General features: G+C 64.6%; 17 protein-coding genes. 11 read left to right on the top strand and 6 right to left on the bottom strand.

Features of this window, described 5'->3' with window-relative positions:
- Window positions 1–11 precede the first annotated feature (11 nt).
- The 6 genes from tsaE to trxA all read left to right on the top strand — a co-directional run bounded on the left by tsaE (window position 12) and on the right by trxA (window position 8822).
- On the top strand, window positions 12–482 hold the full coding sequence (gene tsaE / locus H1S03_RS11025) for a tRNA (adenosine(37)-N6)-threonylcarbamoyltransferase complex ATPase subunit type 1 TsaE (protein ID WP_185804483.1): 471 nt from the start codon (window positions 12–14) through the stop codon (window positions 480–482).
- Window positions 479–1465, top strand: coding sequence for an aminoglycoside phosphotransferase family protein (locus tag H1S03_RS11020; protein ID WP_185804482.1), 987 nt, complete (start codon window positions 479–481; stop codon window positions 1463–1465). Before tsaE ends, H1S03_RS11020 begins: the two co-directional genes overlap by 4 nt.
- Window positions 1462–2166 (top strand): nucleotidyltransferase family protein, encoded by a 705-nt coding sequence (locus H1S03_RS11015; RefSeq protein ID WP_185804481.1) that lies wholly within the window; start codon window positions 1462–1464, stop codon window positions 2164–2166. Before H1S03_RS11020 ends, H1S03_RS11015 begins: the two co-directional genes overlap by 4 nt.
- Window positions 2166–5126, top strand: a complete 2961-nt coding sequence (gene addB / locus H1S03_RS11010) for a double-strand break repair protein AddB (RefSeq protein WP_185804480.1) — start codon at window positions 2166–2168, stop codon at window positions 5124–5126. The genes H1S03_RS11015 and addB overlap by 1 nt, the downstream gene beginning before the upstream one ends.
- A complete protein-coding gene (gene addA / locus H1S03_RS11005) occupies window positions 5123–8425 on the top strand; it encodes a double-strand break repair helicase AddA (protein ID WP_185804479.1) in 3303 nt (1100 codons plus the stop codon). Before addB ends, addA begins: the two co-directional genes overlap by 4 nt.
- A gap of 76 nt (window positions 8426–8501) precedes the next feature.
- A complete protein-coding gene (trxA, locus tag H1S03_RS11000; RefSeq protein ID WP_185804478.1) occupies window positions 8502–8822 on the top strand; it encodes a thioredoxin in 321 nt (106 codons plus the stop codon).
- Between the two features lie 113 nt (window positions 8823–8935).
- Here the strand turns inward: trxA and yidD are convergent, their stop codons facing one another.
- From yidD to rpmH, 3 genes are read right to left on the bottom strand one after another with little or no spacing between them, the layout of a single operon-like run.
- The gene (yidD, locus tag H1S03_RS10995; RefSeq protein ID WP_166193578.1) at window positions 8936–9157 is read right to left on the bottom strand and encodes a membrane protein insertion efficiency factor YidD; all 222 of its coding nucleotides are present in this window, start codon (window positions 9155–9157) and stop codon (window positions 8936–8938) included.
- Window positions 9154–9573: a ribonuclease P protein component gene (rnpA, locus tag H1S03_RS10990; protein ID WP_430700904.1), complete on the bottom strand. Its 420-nt coding sequence runs from the start codon at window positions 9571–9573 to the stop codon at window positions 9154–9156. Before rnpA ends, yidD begins: the two co-directional genes overlap by 4 nt.
- A 14-nt stretch (window positions 9574–9587) precedes the next feature.
- Complete coding sequence (gene rpmH / locus H1S03_RS10985) at window positions 9588–9722, bottom strand: 50S ribosomal protein L34 (protein ID WP_037094141.1); 135 nt, start codon at window positions 9720–9722, stop codon at window positions 9588–9590.
- A gap of 282 nt (window positions 9723–10004) precedes the next feature.
- Between rpmH and H1S03_RS10980 the strand changes: the two genes are divergently transcribed.
- Both H1S03_RS10980 and H1S03_RS10975 read left to right on the top strand, forming a co-directional pair.
- Window positions 10005–10760, top strand: a complete 756-nt coding sequence (locus tag H1S03_RS10980; protein WP_185804476.1) for a TVP38/TMEM64 family protein — start codon at window positions 10005–10007, stop codon at window positions 10758–10760.
- 1 nt (window position 10761) lies between these two features.
- Window positions 10762–12177: a dihydrolipoyl dehydrogenase family protein gene (locus H1S03_RS10975; protein ID WP_185804475.1), complete on the top strand. Its 1416-nt coding sequence runs from the start codon at window positions 10762–10764 to the stop codon at window positions 12175–12177.
- Between the two features lie 12 nt (window positions 12178–12189).
- On the opposite strand, the gene H1S03_RS10970 is transcribed toward H1S03_RS10975, so the two are convergent.
- On the bottom strand, window positions 12190–12768 hold the full coding sequence (locus H1S03_RS10970) for a thymidine kinase (protein WP_166193570.1): 579 nt from the start codon (window positions 12766–12768) through the stop codon (window positions 12190–12192).
- A gap of 117 nt (window positions 12769–12885) precedes the next feature.
- On the opposite strand from H1S03_RS10970, the gene H1S03_RS10965 reads away from it, so the two are divergent.
- Window positions 12886–13173, top strand: a complete 288-nt coding sequence (locus H1S03_RS10965) for a hypothetical protein (protein WP_166193568.1) — start codon at window positions 12886–12888, stop codon at window positions 13171–13173.
- Window positions 13174–13379: 206 nt separating this feature from the next.
- On the opposite strand, the gene carB is transcribed toward H1S03_RS10965, so the two are convergent.
- Window positions 13380–16601 (bottom strand): carbamoyl-phosphate synthase large subunit, encoded by a 3222-nt coding sequence (gene carB, locus H1S03_RS10960; protein ID WP_185804474.1) that lies wholly within the window; start codon window positions 16599–16601, stop codon window positions 13380–13382.
- Window positions 16602–16698: 97 nt separating this feature from the next.
- Here carB and H1S03_RS10955 point away from each other — a divergent pair, with 97 nt between their 5' ends.
- Window positions 16699–17340, top strand: a complete 642-nt coding sequence (locus tag H1S03_RS10955) for an exopolysaccharide biosynthesis protein (RefSeq protein WP_185804473.1) — start codon at window positions 16699–16701, stop codon at window positions 17338–17340.
- On the opposite strand, the gene H1S03_RS10950 is transcribed toward H1S03_RS10955, so the two are convergent.
- Window positions 17337–17831, bottom strand: a complete 495-nt coding sequence (locus tag H1S03_RS10950) for a thioesterase family protein (protein WP_185804472.1) — start codon at window positions 17829–17831, stop codon at window positions 17337–17339. The two genes, H1S03_RS10955 and H1S03_RS10950, sit on opposite strands and share 4 nt — an antisense overlap.
- Before the next feature lie 67 nt (window positions 17832–17898).
- On the opposite strand from H1S03_RS10950, the gene H1S03_RS10945 reads away from it, so the two are divergent.
- Complete coding sequence (locus H1S03_RS10945; RefSeq protein ID WP_185804471.1) at window positions 17899–19272, top strand: FAD-binding oxidoreductase; 1374 nt, start codon at window positions 17899–17901, stop codon at window positions 19270–19272.
- Window positions 19273–19276 lie beyond the last annotated feature (4 nt).

Genomic DNA, 19276 nt, shown 5'->3' with positions numbered 1-19276 from the left:
AGATCGTGGCTATGTCGGACGTTCCTCATTCCTTCCGTTTTCATCTGCCTGCCCCTGCCGCGACAGACATGTTCGCGCGGCGGGTGGCGGCTCTGCTCGGACCTGCCGATTGCATCCTGCTGGGCGGGCCGATCGGGGCGGGAAAGACGCATTTCGCCCGCGCGGCCATCCGGGCGTTGACCCATGATGCGCAGGAGGTCCCCTCACCGACCTATACGCTGATGCAAGGCTACGACGCAGGCGACAGGACGATCTGGCACATGGATCTCTACCGATTGGGAGAGCCTGAGGAGCTGATGGAGCTTGGCCTCGACACCGCGCTGGAAGACGCGATAACCCTGATCGAATGGCCCGAACGTCTGGGAAGCCTGACGCCGGCCCGCCACATGGCCATCACTCTGGCACAGGCGGGTGAGGGACGTGAGGCGGTCGTCCAACTGGTCGGAGGAGACTGGAAACGCATGTCCGAGGGGCTGTCATGACGAACAACCGCCACAGGCTGATCCGGCGATTTTTGACCGATATCGGGTGGGGGGATGCGAGGCTCGAACCATTGGCGGGCGACGCCTCGAACCGGCGCTATCTGCGGGTGCAGGGTGAACGCGCCGCTGTCCTGATGGATGCACCGCGTGAAAGGGGTGAGGATACCGCGCCTTTCGTGCAGGTGACCCAACTGTTGCGTGATCGTGGCTTCAGCGCGCCCGAGATTATTGCATCCGATCCCGAAAACGGCTTCCTGCTGCTCGAAGACCTCGGCGACGATCTGTTCGCGCGGGCCGTCGCGCAGCAGGATGAGGTCACGCTCTACGCGGCGGCGGTCGATATGCTGGTCGAGTTGCAGGCATCGCCGGCCCCGGACAGTCTGCCGCGCTATGACGCGGCGACCTGTTGTCGAGAGGCCCGGCTGCTGACCCAGTGGTATATTCCCGGTGCCGGTGGAACAGGGGATGAGGCCGAGTTGGACGCCCTGATCCACGCCGCCTGCGCGCCCTGGCTGGACGCGAACGTGGTGGTCCTGCGCGATTTTCACGCCGAAAACCTGATCTGGCTGCCTCAGCGGCAGGGCACGGCGCGGGTCGGTCTGCTGGACTATCAGGATGCGCTCGCGGGGCACCCGGCCTATGATCTGGTCTCGTTGCTGGAGGACGCGCGCCGGGATACCAGCCCGGCGCTGCGATCAGCGATGATCGCGCGGTTCGTGCAGGCGACGGGGACGGATCCCGATACCTTCGCGGCGGCCTATGCAACCTATGGGGCGCAGCGCAACATCAAAATCCTGGGCATCTTCGCCCGTCTGTCGATGCGGGATGGCAAACCGAGCTATCTGAACCTGATGCCGCGCGTCTGGGCACATCTGCAACGCGATCTGCGTCATCCCGCGCTGGCTGATCTGCACGCGTGGGTCGATGCCAACGTTCCGCCGCCCGATGCGGATGTGCAGGCCCGCATCGGGGCCGCCCGATGAGCTTGCCGGACGTGGCCATGGTCTTCGCGGCCGGGTTTGGAACGCGCATGGGCGCGTTGACGCGCGACACGCCCAAGCCGCTGCTGAAAATCGGCGGGAAAACCTTGCTGGATCACGCGCTCGACCGGCTGGTCGCGGGGGGGATCGCGCGCGCGGTGGTCAATACGCACTATCAGGCGCATCAGATCGCGGGCGCGCTCGCCTCTCGCACTGCCCCCTCGCTGCATCTATCGCACGAGCCAGAGATTCTGGAGACGGGGGGCGGTATGCTGGCGGCGCTGCCCCATCTCGACCAACGCGTTCTCAGCGTCAATCCTGATGCCATTTGGGCAGGGGACGCGGATCCGCTCGGCATTCTCGACCGGAACTGGCGCGACGGGATGGAGGCACTGTTGTTGATGGTGCCGGTCGCCCGGTGCAGGGCCTATTCGGGAACGGGCGATTTCGACATGATGGCAGACGGGCAGTTGATCCGGCGCGGGGATGCACCGCACGCGGCCTATGTTTATTCCGGTTGGCAGATCCTGCGCACCGACCGTCTGGCGCGGATGAAGCCGGGCAAATTCTCGCTGAACGTTCTGTGGAATGAAATGAACGCGGCAGGCACGCTGTTCGGTGCGGTCTGCGATCGGCCATGGATCGACGTGGGCACGCCGCAGGGACTTACGGCTGCCGAATCCGTATTTCTGGGGGAGGACTGATGTTCGATCCGACCGAGAGTTTGCGCGTGTTCACCGTTCCCGTCGGAGCCGATTTCGCGGCGGTGCTGCTGGACGGATTGGACATGCGGATGGCTGGACTCGACCCGTTCGCCCGCGCCGGGGTGGAGGTCCGCCTCAATACCCGCCGGGCGCAGCGGGTTTTGCAGGATCGGATGGCGCGCGATGCGCGGTTCGCGGGCATGATGCCCCGGATCGACGGGGCGGAGGCGCTGCTGACGCAATCCGGCCTTTTCGTGGCGGTGGACCCGCTGCGACGCAAGGTGCACGTCGCCAGGCTGATTGCCGGGCTGATCGCGCAGGAGCCGGGGCTGGCGCCACGCGCTGCGGTGTTCGATCTGGCGGACCGGCTGCTCGATCTGCTCGACACGTTGCAGGCCGAGGGGGTCGCGCCGGATCGGCTGGAGGGGTTGAACCTCGACGATGTATCGAAACATTGGCAGATTTCGGCGCGGTTCATGCGCTTGCTGTGGACATTGTGGCCGGATGTGCTGGAACAGACCGAACCGGGCCGTCAGGATCCGGAGGTGGTGCGCATCGCCCAGGTCGCCGCGTTGGAGGCCGAGTGGACCCGTTCGCCGCCGGATCATCCGTTGATCCTCGCCGGGTCAACCGGATCGCGGCCTTGGATGCGCCGGTTGATGCGGCTGGTCGCGGGTCTGCCGCAGGGGGCGGTGATCCTGCCGGGTTACGATCCCGATCTGCCTGCGATGCTGTGGCAGAAGACTGACAAACCCTCGTTAACCCCGGACCACCCGCAGGCCGGGCTTGCGCAGGTTGGTCACGCAATGGGGCTGGACATGGCGGACTTGCCCAGTTGGGCGGCTGCACACGGGTGCACGGCGCGGGGGCGGCTCGTCTCGCTCGCCCTGCGCCCGGCCCCCGTCACGGACAGCTGGCTGGCTGAGGCACCAGCCCGACACGTCGAAGTGGCCGAGGCGACAGAAGGCCTGACCCTGATCGAGGCCCCGGCCGAGCGTGAGGAAGCCGCCGCCATCGCTTGCGCGATGCGCGATGCGGTTGAGCACGGCAAGACTGTCGCGCTCATCACACCGGACCGCGACCTGTCGCGCCGGGTGGCCGCCGCGCTGGACCGCTGGCGCCTGATCCCCGATGACAGTGCGGGGCGACCGCTGCATCTGACACCTCCGGGTGTCCTGTTGCGGATGCTGCTGAACATCGGCGGCACCGTTCCTGCCCCGGCCGCGCTGATCGCCTTGCTCAAGCACCCGCTGGTCGGCGGTGCGAAGCAATCGCGGCGGCTGCATCTGCGCCGCGTCATCGGCTTGCAGACCGGGCGCGATGTCCTCACCACACCGCAAACCGACTGGGATCGCATTGCGGGCTGGGCGGCAGACCGACAAAACGACGATGGCGCGACCGCGTGGGGGGCGTGGCTGGCGGATTGTTTCACTCCGCTTTCTAGGCTGACGCAGGATGTCGAGCCGGCGCTGGCCTTGAGGGTTTTGCGCGGTGTCGCGGACCGTCTGTCGCGCGGGCTGGACGATGACGACCCGGAGATCTGGAAGGAGGAAACCGGCCTCGCCACAACGGCCCTTCTGGATCGGCTGGACGCTGCCGCCGACGCGATGACGGGGCTGACGCTGACCGACACGATGCGTCTGGTCGAGGATGAGCTGATTGCCGCGCAGGTGCGAAGTGCCGCGTTCCTGCCGCATCCCGGAGTTCTGATCCTTGGCGCGCTTGAGGCCCGGATGACCCGTGCCGATATCACGATCCTCGGTGGTCTGAATGAGGGCGTCTGGCCCGAACGCCCCGCGCCTGACCCTTGGCTCAGCCGCAAGATGCGTGACAATCTGGGCCTGCCCATGCCCGAGCGGGACACGGGGCTGGCCGCGCATGATTTTCAAAACGCGATCAATGCGCCGCAGGTGATCCTCAGCCGCGCCGCGCGTGCGGGCGGTGCGCCCACTGTGGCAAGCCGCTGGATGATCCGCCTGACCAACCTGATCGCTGGCTTAGGTGAGGAGGGCGGGGCAGCGCTGGACGCGATGCAGGCCCGTGGTGAGGTATATCTCGACATCGCCCGCGCGGTGGAGGCGCCTGCCGCGCCGCTGCCCCCCGCGCCGCGCCCGATGCCCGCGCCGCCGGTCGCCGCGCGTCCGCGAAAACTGCCGGTGACAGGTGTCGAGACCCTGATCCGTGACCCCTATGCCACCTATGCCCGCTATATCCTCGGCCTGCGGGCGCTGGATCTGCCGGGGCGTGAGGCGGACGACCGTGAACGCGGAACCGTGCTGCACAAGGTCATGGAGCGGTTCGTTCCGGCATTGCAAGGTGCCCAAGGGGCCGAGGCGTTGGATCTGTTCGCGCGAACCGCGACCGACGTGCTGGCCGAACTGGTTCCGTGGCCCGCGACCCGCGCTTTGTGGCGCGCGCGCCTGATGCGCGTGGCCCCGGTTCTGGTGGAGCGTGAGATCGCCCGACAGGTCGATGCCACCCCCCTGGCGCGCGAAGTCGAGGGCCAGCGCACCCTGGGCGCCCCGCCATTCGTTCTGACGGCCAAGGCGGACAGGATCGACCGCGCGCATGACGGCACGCTCCGGATCTACGACTACAAGTCCGGCAACCCGCCCAGCCCGGACCAGATTCGCACATACGCCCTGCAACTGCCGCTTCAGGCGGAGATCGCACGGGACGGCGGCTTCAGGAATATCGAACCGGCGGAGGTTTCGCGCCTCGAATATATCGGCATGGGGGCCAGTGCCAGGATTCAGCCGGTGGATGAGACTGACGACCGAACGCGCGATGCCTGGCAACGGTTCGCGGAACTGATCGCGAGCTATGAGAGCGCGGCGCGCGGATACCCCGCCCGGCAGCAACCCTCGCACCTCACCTATGCCTCGGACTATGACCACCTCTCACGTCTGGGGGAGTGGGAGGATGGCGACGAGGCACAGGTGCAGGAGGTCGGACGATGATGTTGAGCGATGCCAGCCGGGCGCAGAACCGCGCCTCTTCACCCGCCGGTTCCGCCTGGGTGGGGGCCAATGCCGGGTCGGGCAAGACCCGCGTCCTGACCGATCGTGTGGCGCGGTTGTTGCTGCACGGCGCCAGCCCGCAGCGCATCCTGTGCCTGACCTATACCAAGGCCGCAGCGGCGGAGATGAAGAACCGCTTGTTCAGGCGGCTGGGCGCGTGGTCGATGATGCCGGACGCGGAATTGCGCGCCGAGCTTGCGCAGTTGGAGGAATCGGGCGACGTCGATCTGGCCGTGGCCCGCCGTCTGTTCGCGGACGCGCTGGAAACGCCGGGGGAGTTGAAGATCCAGACCATCCATGCTTTTTGCGGCACGATCCTGCGACGCTTCCCGATGGAGGCCGGAATCAGCCCCGGTTTTCGCGAGATGGACGACCGCGCCACGCTGGCCTTGCGCGCCGATCTGATGGATGAGATCGCCGTGGCCGCGCCGGACGTCTTTGCCGCGATGGCCGCGCATTGTCCCGGTGACGGGCCGGAGGGCCTGCTGAACGCGATCCTCAGCCAGCGCGACGCCTTCGCCACCCCTTTTGACCGGGCGAAACTTGAGGCGGATCTGGGGATCCGCGCAGACGATCCCGTACCGCAGGTTTTCGGAGCGGAGGAGCGTGATCTGCTCGACCGACTGGCCCATGCGATGAGGGCCGCCGGAACAGCGAATGAGAAAAACAAGCAACTGCCCAAGGTGCTGAGCACCCTGACGACCCTGACCGCCGAGCAGGCGGAAAGCTTCCTGCTATATGACAAGAAAACGGAAAAACGCGATCATCTGGCCAAGATCGACAAGTTCGCGACCAAGCAGGTGGTCGCAACGCTCGACCCCGCCGATGTCGAGGCGCTCAACGATTTGGCCATGGCGGTGGAGGCGGCGCGCAGCGACCGCATCGCCCGCGCCGTGCTGGAGCGGACGCAGGCGCTGCACGATTTCGCGGCCGTTTTTCTGGAACGCTACGACGCGGCGAAGGCGGCGCAGGGGATGCTCGATTTCGAGGATCTGATCCTGCGCACCCGCGATCTGTTGCGGGAGTCAGAAATGGCGCCCTGGGTCCTGTACAAGCTGGACGGAGGGATCGACCATATTCTGGTGGATGAGGCGCAGGACACGTCCCCCCGTCAGTGGGACGTGATCGAGGCGCTGACCCCGGAATTCTATGCCGGGCAGGGTGTGGAACGCGATGAGCGCACCCTGTTCGTGGTCGGTGATGAAAAACAGTCGATCTATTCCTTTCAGGGGGCGCAGCCTGACGAGTTCAAGAAAATGCGCGAGAAATTCCGCGACTGGTTGGGCAATGCCGGCAAACCGTTCGGTGAAGTCGCGCTCGACGTGTCGTTCCGGTCGGCCGCGCCGATCCTGTCGCTGGTGGATGAGGTTTTCGCCCCTGCGAACCGGGGTGGCGTGGACGACAAGGTCGCCCACGCCGCCTTCGACGATGCGAAGCCGGGGCGCGTCGATCTGTGGCCCTTTCTGGAAACGGAGAAGGACACGAGCGAAGCCCTGTGGTGGTTGCCGGTGGATACGCCCCCCTCCAACCGGGCCGATCTGCAACTCGCCCGTCATATCGCGGCGGAGGTTGCGCGAATGCTGGACAGCGGCACGCAGATCCCCGGTGAGGATGGCCCCCGCCCCCTAGCGGCGGGTGATATTCTTATTCTGCTGCGCAGCCGGGGCCCATTGTTTCACGGCCTGATCGGCCATCTGAAGGAACATGGCGTTCCCGTCGCCGGGGCCGACCGGGTCAAGCTGGGGGGGGAGCTTGCCGTCAGGGACCTGCTGGCGCTGATGCACTTCGCCGTGACGCCGGACGACGATCTGTCGCTTGCCGCTGCCCTGCGCTCCCCGCTGTTCGACGTGGATGAGGACGCGCTGTTCCGCCTTGCCCACGGTCGGGGCAGAACGCGGCTGCTGGCACGGTTGCAGGACGACCCGCGCCATTCGGACGCAGCGCGCATCCTTCAGGAGATCCGCGACGATGGCGACTTTACACGGCCGTTTGAATTCCTCGACCGTATCCTGACCCGGCGCGACGGACGGCGGCGCTTCATCGCCCGGCTGGGTCCCCCCGCGGCGGAGGGGCTGGACGAATTGCTGGCCCAGGCGCTGGCCTATGAGCGGACGGAACCGCCGACCCTGACGGGCTTTCTCGACTGGTTGGAACCTGACAGCCTCGACATCAAGCGTGAGCTGGGGCAGGGCGGCGATGCGGTGCGTGTGATGACCATCCACGGTGCCAAGGGGTTGGAGGCGCCCGTCGTCATCCTGCCCGACACCGCGCAGCGCAATCGCAAGAGCGCCCCCCCGGTCCTGCCGCGCGACAAAGAGGCATCCATCTGGCAGGCCAGCCCCAACAGCGATCTGGAGGCCGAGGCCGTCACCGCCCACAAGGCGCGTGACGACAGGGAACAGGAGCGGCTGCTCTACGTCGCACTGACCCGGGCGGAGCACTGGCTGATCGTGGCGGGGGCAGGAACTCGCGGCTCGAAGGACAATCCGGCATGGTACGAAATGGTCGAGCAGGGAATGCAGGATCTGACCGCCGCACACCATGTGGCCCCAGACGGGATGGAGGGGGCCATGCTGCGACTGGAAAGCCGCTGGCCCACGAGCACCGCGTCGCCTGCTGTTGTTCCAGTCGCTCGACCGAAGGTTATCGCGCCTGACTGGGGCCTTGTGCCGGCCCCGGTTGAGGATCGCCTGATTTCGCCCTCGAAAATGGAGGGGGCCCACGCTCTGCCCGGTGAGGGGGAGGAAACCGCCCGCGCCCTGCTGCGCGGCGATGTCATCCACGCGCTGCTCGATTTGCCGCGGGGCGTCGACGATCCGGCAGCAGGCGATTTGCTGGCACGCTTGCCCTCCGACATGCAGGACGAAGTCGCGCGGGAGGTTCGGAACCTGCGCGAAAGCCCCGCGCTTGTCCCTCTGTTCGGGCCCGATGCGTTGAGCGAGGTTCCGATTTCCGGCAATCTGGGCGGACGCCCCGTATTCGGGCGTGTGGACAGGATCGTGCGCGAGTGGGACCGGATCCTCATCGTGGATTTCAAGTCGAACCGCGTCGTCCCGGACAGACCCGACCAGACACCCGAGGCCCTGTTGCGCCAGATGGCGGTGTACCGCGCGGTGCTGGCACCCGGTTTTCCCGGCAAACAGATAGATGTCGCGATCGTCTGGACGGCGGTCGCGCGTATGGACGTGCTGCCGCAAGAGATTGTGAGCGCGGCATTGCATCGCGCGGGGCTCTCTTGACCGCCCCCGCGCGCAACCCTAGATGTGGTTTCAACATTCGTAATTCCACAAGATATCCGCTGAAAGGAGCCATCCGATGGCCACCGTAAAAGTCACCGACGAAAGCTTCGAAACCGACGTTCTGAAGTCCGACATCCCCGTAGTGGTCGATTTCTGGGCGGAATGGTGCGGCCCGTGCAAGCAGATCGGACCGGCGCTCGAAGAACTGTCCGCAGATTATGACGGTCGCGTGAAGATCGTGAAGGTGAACGTGGACGAAAACCCGAACTCGCCCGCTCAACTGGGCGTTCGCGGCATTCCGGCCCTGTTCCTGTTCAAGGACGGTCAGGTCGTGTCAAACAAGACCGGCGCAGCGCCCAAGGCCGCCCTGCAGGGGTGGATCGAAGAGAGCCTCTGAGCCTGATCCCATCCTGACATCTGAAACGCCCCGGCCCCTGTGCCGGGGTTTTTTGTGCGCACAAGGTTTTGGAAAACCCCGGGCGAACGAGGTGGCGCCCTCAGTCGGGAACCTCAATCGGGAACGTTGTCGATGCCCGATCCGCCCAGCGGGTGACAGCGCGCGATCCGCCGGGCCGCCAGCAGCCCCCCCCGCAGCGCCCCGTGCTTTTGCAATGCTTCGAGAGCATAGGCCGAACAGGTCGGTTGATAGCGGCAATTGTGCCCGACATAGGAGGAGAAGGTCAGGCGATAGGCGCGCACCGGCAGGGACAATATCCATGCGCCCGGCGTCACGGGTGCAACTTTCGCAAGGCCGTGCGCAGATCGTTTGTCAGATCGGTAAATGACCGGTCCGTCGTGGCACCGTTGCGCCCGATCAGAACATAGTCATAGCCCGGCTGGCCCAGTTGAGGCAGAACCGTTCGCGCGACCTCACGCAGACGGCGTTTGGCACGGTTGCGCATGACCGCGTTTCCGACCTTTTTAGAGCAGGTATATCCGACGCGAATCGGCGTCTCGGCAGGCTCAGCCGCTCCACGCTTGCGGGCCTGCACGACCATGCCGGTCGTCGCCTGTCGCGGCGCACGGGCGGCCTTGAGGAATTCCGAGCGCTGACGCAGTACCGAAATCCTCTGGGAGGTTGCGTCCGGGCATGACGAAGCCGCCGGACGCTCCGACCCTTCAGGTGCAGCATCCGGCGGCAAATTCATCATCAACCCTGATATCAGGCGCTGAGGCTCTTGCGACCCCGTGCGCGACGCGCGTTCAGGATCTTGCGGCCGTTCTTGGTCGCCATGCGGGAGCGGAAGCCGTGGCGCCGCTTGCGGACCAGGTTGCTCGGCTGGAAAGTACGCTTCATATCTCGTCTCCTCGCCCGGTGGGGCCTTCCAGATCGTGCCGGGGCGATGTGCCCTGCGGCGGTGCCGATCCGGATTGTCGGATTCGTCACCCTAATTCGTGTGAGCCGCTTCGATATGACGGAGGTGGAGGGAAGTCAATTGCCCAGCACCGGTTTTTGCGGCCTTCGCTGCGCGCTGTTTCTGAAACAAATCCCGGTGCCGGGTCAACCCGTCGTGATGGGCCTTTCCCAAGACGGTGTCGCGGCGCAGGTTCCCACGGCAAGCAGGGAAGAGGACGCAACATGCCAAAGACCACACAGACCGGCCCCCGCAAGGAGGGCCTTACCCTGCGCCGCGCCGCGCCGCTGATCGCCATCGCCATCGCGGCCGTGCTGGGATACGTTTTCCTGCGTGATTATCTGATCTTCGAATCCCTGCGCGACAACCGCGAGGCCCTGTTGACGTGGCGGGACCAGAATTACGCCTTTGCGGCGATGTGCTTTGTCGCACTCTATATTGCCATCGTCGCGCTGTCGCTGCCCGGGGCGGGCATGATGACGCTGACGGCCGGGTTCATGTTCGGGATCCTCGGCGGTATGGCGCTGTCGGTGACAGGGGCCTCGATAGGGGCGATGCTGATCTTCCTCGCCGTCCGTGTGGGTCTGGGCGATTTTCTGGCGGAGCGTATGGCCGCAACCGGCGGCAAGATCGCGAAGGTGAAACACGCGCTGAACGAAAACGAAATCAGCGTGATGTTCCTGCTGCGTCTGTTGCCCGTGGTGCCGTTTTTCGTGGCGAATGTCGTGCCTGCGCTGGTGGGGGTCAGGTTTCGCAATTTCGTTCTGACGACCGTGATCGGCATCGTTCCGGGCAGTTTCGTCTTCGCCTCCGTCGGCAATGGCCTCAGCCAGGTCTTTGCGCGGGGGGAAAGCCCGGATCTGGGCATTATTTTTGAGCCGCATATCCTGTTGCCCATTTTGGGGCTGGCCGCCCTGGCGTTCCTGCCTGTCATCATACGCGCCGTGCGTGGCTCCCCCCTGCAGATCGAGGACAATTGAGATGACGACACGTATCAAGACCGATGTCTGCATTCTGGGCGCCGGGTCCGGCGGCCTGACCGTGGCCGCAGGGGCCGTGCAGATGGGGGCGAAGGTCGTTCTGATCGAAGGCGGCAGGATGGGGGGCGATTGCCTGAACTACGGGTGCGTCCCGTCCAAGGCGATGATCGCGGCGGGGCATCATGCCCACGCGCAGGCCCATTCCGCCGATTTCGGCATCGCGAATGTGACCCCGCAGGTGAACTATGCCGCGGTGAAGGATCACGTGGCGGGCGTCATCGCTTCCATTGCGCCGCATGACAGCGTCGAGCGGTTCGAGGGGATGGGCGTGCAGGTCATTCAGGATTACGGCACCTTCATTTCGCAAGACGAGGTGCAGGCGGGCGATACGATCGTTCAGGCGCGCCGCTTCGTCATCGCCACCGGCTCCTCACCGCTGGTGCCCCCGATCGAGGGTTTGGATACGGTCGAGTACCACACGAACGAGACGATCTTCGACCTGCGCGACACGCCCGAGCATCTGATCATCGTGGGCGGGGGGCCCATCGGGATGGAATTGGCCCAGGCGCATGCGCGGCTCGGCATTCGGGTGACGGTGGTCGAGGGCAGCAAGGTGTTGCCCAAGGACGATCCCGAACTGGTGGCCATCGCGTTGCGGAATATCCGGGCGGACGGCGTCACCATCGAGGAGGGCTTCCAGGTCGCCAGGGTATCCTCCGATAACGGCATCACCGTCCATTCCGACGACGGGCGCGCGGTTCAGGGCTCGCATCTGCTGGTGGCCGTCGGGCGTAAGGCGAATATCGGGCGGCTCGACCTGGACAGGGCAGGGGTGAAGCATGACCGTAGCATCGAGGTCGATAACGGATTGCGCACGTCCAACCGTCGTATCTATGCAATCGGAGACGTCACGGGCGGCCTGCAATTCACGCACAAGGCCAGCTACGATGCCGGAGTGATCATCCGCTCCATGCTGTTCGGTCTGCCGTCCAAGGTTCGAACGGATCATATCCCGTGGGTGACATATACGGACCCCGAGGTCGCACAGATCGGGCAGACCGAGGCGCAGGCGCAGGACGCGCATGGTGACAAGCTGGAGGTCCTGCGGTTCACCTTCGACCAGAACGACCGCGCACAGGCCGAACGGCGGACCGAGGGGTTGATCAAGGTCATGGTCGTGGGCGGCAAGCCTGTCGGCGCCTCCATCGTCGGTTTGCGCGCGGGGGAGTTGATCCAGCCCTATGTTCTGGCCATCGCCAACGGCCTGAAAATCTCTGCACTGACCAACATGGTATCGCCCTACCCGACGATGACCGAGGTTACGAAGCGGGCCGCCGGGCAGTACTACACCCCCCGCCTGTTCGAAAATGACTGGGTCAAGCGCGTCGTCGGGTTCGTTCAGAAATACCTTCCCTGAGCCGCGGTCCGGTCAGGCGCCCGTTGCTTCGCGCCAATGCCGGCGGCACAGGGAAATATAGGTCTCATTGCCGCCGATCTGCACCTGCGCGCCCTGGGTAATCGTCTCACCGTTTTCGTCCTGCCGGATCACCATAGTCGCCTTGCGTCCGCAATGGCATATGGTCCTGATTTCGCGCAAGGAATCCGCGATTGCGAGCAGAGTGGCGGAGCCGGGGAACAACTCGCCCTGAAAATCGACGCGCAGCCCGAATGCCATCACCGGCACGCGCAGGTCGTCGGCCGTGCGGGCCAGTTGCCAGACTTGCGCCTTGGTCAGGAACTGGGCTTCGTCCACGAATATACAGGCGAGTTTCCGTGTTTTCAGATGCGTCTCGATGCGGGCGAACAGGTCGTCTGCGGGCAGGTAAGTCTCTGCTTCATCGCTGATCCCTATGCGGCTGGCGATGCGACCCTCCCCCGCGCGGCGGTCCAGGTCTGCGGTCAGCAACAGCGTGTCCATGCCGCGCTCGCGATAGTTGTAGCTGGCTTGAAGCAGGGCCGTGCTTTTCCCGGCGTTCATGGTGGAATAATTGAAGTAAAGCTTTGCCATCTATGATTTTTTCCCGCGCGAAATTGTAACCCAGATCAAACTAGCGCAATATGTTGTTGACAGGAACGTCGAACAGGCGAAATCTGGGGAAAAGAAGAAGAAACGATATGGTCTGCGATGTTCGATTCCTCCACGTTCGAAAAAAACACCACTCATTTGGGCGCGATCTGGCTAAATGGCCGAAATGGCTTCAGATTTCGCTTTGAAGTCAGGGAGGCGCATTCCCCCGCGCCGGGTGCCGTCGAGATTCAGTCCTGCATCCGTCAGGGACGATATGTCCGATTGCGCCTGGTGCCGAGCGGACAGGCGGAAATTCATCCAATGGCGCAGTATACCCTGACGCATCGTCCCGATAAGGACGATAAATTCAGCGTCGAGCAGGTCATCGCGGCGCTGAAATCCTAGGACTGCACTGAATGGCGATGGCGACGTGGCAGGCCGCTGGCTTTGGCGGCCGTCAGACCATCCGTGCCGATGGCTGTCTGTGATTTTCGTACGGGGACTGCCTCGCCATATTCGCGTTTCCACAGCCGGTCGAGCTGAGGCGCAGCCATCGACATTTGCCAGCACACAAAGCCTGCCGCCCCCCGGACTAAGGGGGCGCGACCGGTTCAGAGTTCCTGCAGCGACGTGACCGTCAGATCACCCTCAAGGCGGTTCTTCATGGCCAATGCGGCGGCACGCGCCCCGGCGGCGGTGGTGTAGTACGGGATCTTGTCGTAAAGCGCGACGCGGCGGATCTCGCGGCTGTCCTCGATGGATCGTGCGCCCTCGGTCGTATTGAACACGATCTGGATGCGCTTGTCCTTCATTGCGTCCACGATGTTCGGACGCCCCTCGTAGACCTTGTTGACCTGCGTGGCCTTCACGGCATTGTCCTGTAGCCAGCTGGCCGTGCCGGCGGTGGCCAGGATCTCGAACCCGAGCGAGGACAGTACCGTCGCGGCCTCCAACATCAGTGCGCCCTTGTCGGCATCCTTGATCGAGATGAAGGCGGTGCCGTGATCGGGCAGCTTGATCCCCGCGCCCATCTGCGCCTTGAGGAAGGCGCGCGGGAACGAGGTATCCACGCCCATGACCTCCCCGGTGGAGCGCATCTCCGGCCCCAGCAGGGTATCGACGCCGGGGAAACGGGCGAAGGGCAGGACAGCCTCCTTGACGGCGACGTGCTCCGGCTCCGCTGGCTTCAATTCGAAGGCGGACAGCTTCTCACCGGCCATGAGGCGGGCGGCGATCTTGGCAATGGGGGAACCGACGGCCTTGGCCACGAAGGGCACGGTGCGGCTGGCGCGGGGGTTGACCTCCAACACGAAGATCACGCCGTCCTTGATCGCGAATTGTACGTTCATCAACCCGACGACGCCCAGTTTCAGGGCCATCGCCTCGGACTGGCGCTTCAGTTCCGCCACCGTGTCCGCGTCGAGCGAATGTGGCGGCAGGGAGCAGGCGCTGTCGCCCGAATGCACGCCGGCCTCCTCGATATGCTCCATCACGCCCGCGACATGGACAGATGTGCCGTCGCACAGGCAATCCACGTCCACCTCGACCGCACCGGCCAGATAGCTGTCGAGCAGGACCGGGTTCGCGCCCGAGACCTGCACGGCGGCGGCGATGTAGCGTTCCAGATGCGCGGTGTCGCGCACGATTTCCATGCCACGACCACCCAGCACATAGGACGGGCGGATCACCAGCGGATAGCCGACGGATTCGGCGATCTGCATCGCTTGCTCGGCGGAGGAGGCGATGCCGTTGACGGGTTGCTTGAGGTCGAGTTCTTCCAACATCTTCTGGAACCGCTCGCGATCCTCGGCCAGGTCGATCGCGTCCGGCGAAGTGCCCAGGATCGGGATGCCCTCATCCTGCAGGGCGTTGGCGAGTTTCAGCGGGGTCTGACCGCCGAACTGCACGATGACGCCATGCAGGGTTCCGGCCTCCTGCTCCACGCGCAGGATCTCCAGCGTGTGCTCCAACGTCAGCGGCTCGAAATACAGGCGGTCCGAGGTGTCGTAATCGGTGCTGACCGTCTCCGGGTTGCAGTTGACCATGATCGTTTCATACCCCGCCGCCGTCAGGGCGTAGCAGGCGTGGACGCAGCAATAGTCGAACTCGATCCCCTGACCGATCCGGTTGGGACCACCGCCGAGGATGACGACCTTTTTCGCGTCGGAGGGGCGGGCCTCACATTCGACCTCGCCCATCATGTCCGCCTCGTAGGTGGAGTACATGTAGGGGGTCTGGGCCTCGAACTCCGCCGCGCAAGTGTCGATCCGCTTGAACACGGCCTTGACGCCCGCACGCAGCCGCGCGTGACGAATCTCCGTTTCGGAGCGGGAGGTCAGCGTGGCGAGACGGGCATCGGTGAAGCCCATCATCTTGACCCGGCGCAGGGCGGTGGTGTCCTCGGGCAGGCCGTTGGCGAGGATATCTGCCTCGACCTCCACGATCTCCCGTATCCGGGCGAGGAACCACGGGTCATAGGAGGTGATGGTCCGGATGTGATCGTCGTCCAGCCCGTCGCGCATGGCCTGCGCGATGACGCGGATGCGGTCGGGGGTGGCGCGGGCCAGTTCGGCCAGCAGGTCGTCGCGGCTGTCGAAGGCGATGTCGTCGAATCCGGTCAGGCCGGTTTCCATGCTCGCCAGCGCCTTCTGGAAGCTCTCGTGGATGGTGCGGCCAATGGCCATCGCCTCACCCACGGATTTCATGGCCGTGGTCAGGTTGTCCTGCGCGCCGGGGAATTTCTCGAACGCGAAGCGGGGAATTTTCGTCACGACATAGTCGATGGTCGGCTCGAAGGAAGCGGGGGTGACGCCGGTGATGTCGTTGTCCAGCTCATCCAGCGTATAGCCGACGGCCAGCTTCGCGGCGATCTTGGCAATGGGAAAGCCTGTCGCCTTCGACGCCAGGGCGGAGGAGCGGCTGACACGCGGGTTCATCTCGATCACGACCATGCGGCCGTTTTCGGGGTTCACGGCCCATTGCACGTTCGAGCCGCCGGTCTCCACGCCGATCTCACGCAGGACGGCGATCGAGGCATTGCGCATCATCTGGTATTCACGGTCGGTCAGGGTCAGCGCCGGGGCCACGGTGATCGAATCGCCGGTGTGCACGCCCATCGGATCGACGTTCTCGATGGCGCAGATGATGATCGCGTTGTCCGCCTTGTCGCGGACGACCTCCATCTCGAATTCCTTCCAGCCCAGCAGGCTTTCGTCGATCAGGATCTGGCTGACGGGGGACGCGTCGAGGCCGGAGCGGCAGATCGCCTCGTAATCCTCACGGTTATAGGCCACACCGCCGCCGGTGCCGCCAAGGGTGAAGGCGGGACGGATGATCGCGGGCAGGCCGACCTCGTTGATGGCGGCCATCGCCTCCTCCATCGAATTGACGATGGTGGCCTTCGGGTTTTCGAGGCCGAGCCGGTCCATCGCCTCCCGGAACAGCTTGCGATCCTCGGCCATTTCGATGGCCTCACGCTTCGCGCCGATCAGTTCGACGTCGAATTTCGCCAGAACGCCCATGTCATCGAGCTCCAGCGCGGTGTTGAGGCCGGTCTGGCCGCCCATGGTGGGCAGCAGCGCGTCGGGCCGTTCCTTCTCGATGATCTTGGCCACGACCTCGGGTGTGATGGGTTCGATATAGGTGGCGTCGGCCATGTCGGGATCGGTCATGATCGTTGCGGGGTTGGAATTGACCAGGATGACGCGGTAGCCTTCCTCACGCAGCGCCTTGCATGCCTGCGCGCCGGAATAATCGAACTCACACGCCTGGCCGATGACAATGGGCCCGGCGCCGATGATCATGATGGATGAGATATCGGTACGTTTGGGCATGGATCGTCCTCAGCTGGCGCGGGCAAATTGGGGCGCAAATTGAGGCGTTGTTACGCGCGTGTGCGTTGCGGTGCAACCGTATTGGCGGGGCTTTGTCATGAACCTTTGCGTGGATATCACGTTGGCCATTCAGGAGGATCGCATGTCGCACGGAACCAGACCGCTGGAAGATGTTCTCGACGATTTTGCAGAGTCGGTGAACCGGGAGGGGACGAGCGTCGGCGCACTGGTCCATTCGTTCGAGGACCGATCGCTTGGCGCCGTGCTGGTGATCCTGTCGGCGCTGTTGCTGATTCCGGTGATCGGCGGCGTTCCGGGGGCGGCGGATGTTATCGCCGGGCTGATTCTGATCTTCATCGCGCAAAGCTGGTTCGGCAAAAAGGGCGTCTGGGTGCCCAAGTTCATCGCAAAGCGCGAAATCGGTGAGGACAAGCTGAACGCCGCCATAGAAAAGGCCCGCCCCTGGGCGCAAAGGGTGGACAAGTTGCTAAAGCCCCGACTGTCGGGACTGGTGCGCAATTGGCCCGCACGGCTGCTGATATCGGTCATCTGCGCGGTGCTGGCGGCGTCAGTCTTCATACTGGGGTTCGTGCCGTTCGCGATGACACCGGCTGCGGCGGCGATCTTGGCCTTCGGGCTGGCTCTGCTGGGCCGTGACGGATTGCTGGCCTTGATCGGCTATCTGTTCGTCGGGGGAACGGCGGTTGCGATCTGGCATGTCTGGGGTATCGTGTTCTAGCGCCGGATCGCCAGCGGCATGCCGATCTGCGGCGGCCGCGGCTGATCGGTATGATCCGACAGCATCTGCGCCAACCGCTTCTGCGCCCAGTCCGGATAGGGTCTGGAGCGGCGCGTTTTCAGATCGACACACATGATAAGCTGTTCGGCCAGCGCGCGCACGGTTCCGTCGACGACCAGTTCGCCCAGAATGTGAATCCGCTTCGCATCATGGTCGAGCAGTGTGAAACGCCCGGTGAAAACCTCACCCTCCAGAATCTCGCCCACGTAATGCATATGCGCCTGAATGACGTAGGAGCCGATCTTGTCCCGCTCCACATAGGCCAGCCCCAGCCCGAGGTGATCGTCGAACACATGGTCCATCGCCTGATCCAACGCGATGGAATAATATCCCACGTTCATGTGCCCATTATGGTCGATCCATTCGGCGGGCACGCGGCGCGGCAGGGTTTCGATTGGCGCGGCGTAGGGGCCGTCATGTCCGTCTTGCATCGTCGACTCGTCCTTTGACAATTTACCGTCCGCTGCGCAGGATCGCGCCAAACTGCGGGAGGTACAGATGACCATTCAAACGGCTGTAGAAGAGCTGAGCAAGGCGTTGGGGCAGAAAGTACAGACAGGGGCCAGCATACGGGCGCTGCATGGCGGCAATGAAAGCTATTTCGACGAGGTGCTGCCCGATGCGGTCGTCTTTCCCGACAGCACGGCGGACGTGCAGCGGGTCGTGCAAATCTGTGCTGCCCATGATTGCCCGATTGTGCCATGGGGAACCGGCACCTCGCTGGAGGGGCACGCCCTGGCGGTGCGCGGTGGTATCTCGCTGGACATGAGCAGCATGGCCGCTGTGGTCGAGGTCAACGACGGGGATATGGACTGTCGGGTGCAGCCGGGCTGCACGCGTGAAGCGCTGAACGCCGAATTGCGCGCGACGGGGCTGTTCTTTCCGGTCGATCCGGGGGCGAATGCCTCGCTCGGCGGTATGGCGGCGACGCGGGCCTCGGGCACGACAGCGGTGCGCTATGGCACCATGCGAGAGAACGTTCTGGCGATGGAGGTCGTGCTGGCCGATGGCCGTATCATCCGCACCGGATCGCGGGCGCGAAAGTCTTCGGCCGGATATGACCTGACCAAGCTGATCGTCGGCTCCGAGGGGACATTGGGCATCATCACGGAGCTGACCCTGCGCCTGCACGGCCAGCCCGAGGCCGCTGCCAGTGCTGTCTGCGCCTTTCCCGATGTGGAAAGCGCGGTGAACGCGGTGCAGACCACCATGCAATTGGGCGTGCCCATGGCGCGGATCGAGTTTCTGGACGCTGAATGCGTGGATGCGGTCAACCGGGCCGATGGGCGCGACATGCCGCTGGTGCCGCATCTGTTCATGGAATTCCACGGATCGGAGACGAGTGTGGCCGAGCAGGCCGAAACCGTTCGCGGTATCGTCGCGGAGTTCGGCGGCAGCGCCTTCGACTGGTCCACCGCGCAGGAGGTTCGGGCCAAACTGTGGCACGCCCGGCATAACGCGTATTACTCGATCAAGGCGCTGCGCCCCGGTTGCCGTGCCGTCACCACGGATGTCTGCGTTCCGATCAGCGCGCTGGCCCAGGCCGTGCGTGAAACTTCGGCGGATATCGCGGAGAGCCCGCTGACCGGCCCGATTCTGGGCCATGTCGGCGACGGTAACTTTCATTCCGCCCTGCTGATCGAGGACGGCAACGCGCAGGAACTGGCCGAGGCCAAGCGCCTGTCGCACCGCATGGCGGAGCGAGCCTTGCGCTTGGGCGGCACCGTGACAGGAGAGCACGGTATCGGCATGGGAAAGATGAAGTACATGGCCGACGAACACGGCGACGGATGGCAGGTCATGGCCGCGATCAAGACCGCGCTGGACCCGCAGAACATCCTGAATCCCGGCAAGATGGTCGAGGTGAATTGAGCGC

The sequence above is a fragment of the Pontivivens nitratireducens genome (genome assembly GCF_014235845.1).
Taxonomy (GTDB): domain Bacteria; phylum Pseudomonadota; class Alphaproteobacteria; order Rhodobacterales; family Rhodobacteraceae; genus Pontivivens; species Pontivivens nitratireducens.
This window is presented reverse-complemented; position numbering and strand designations above follow the sequence as displayed.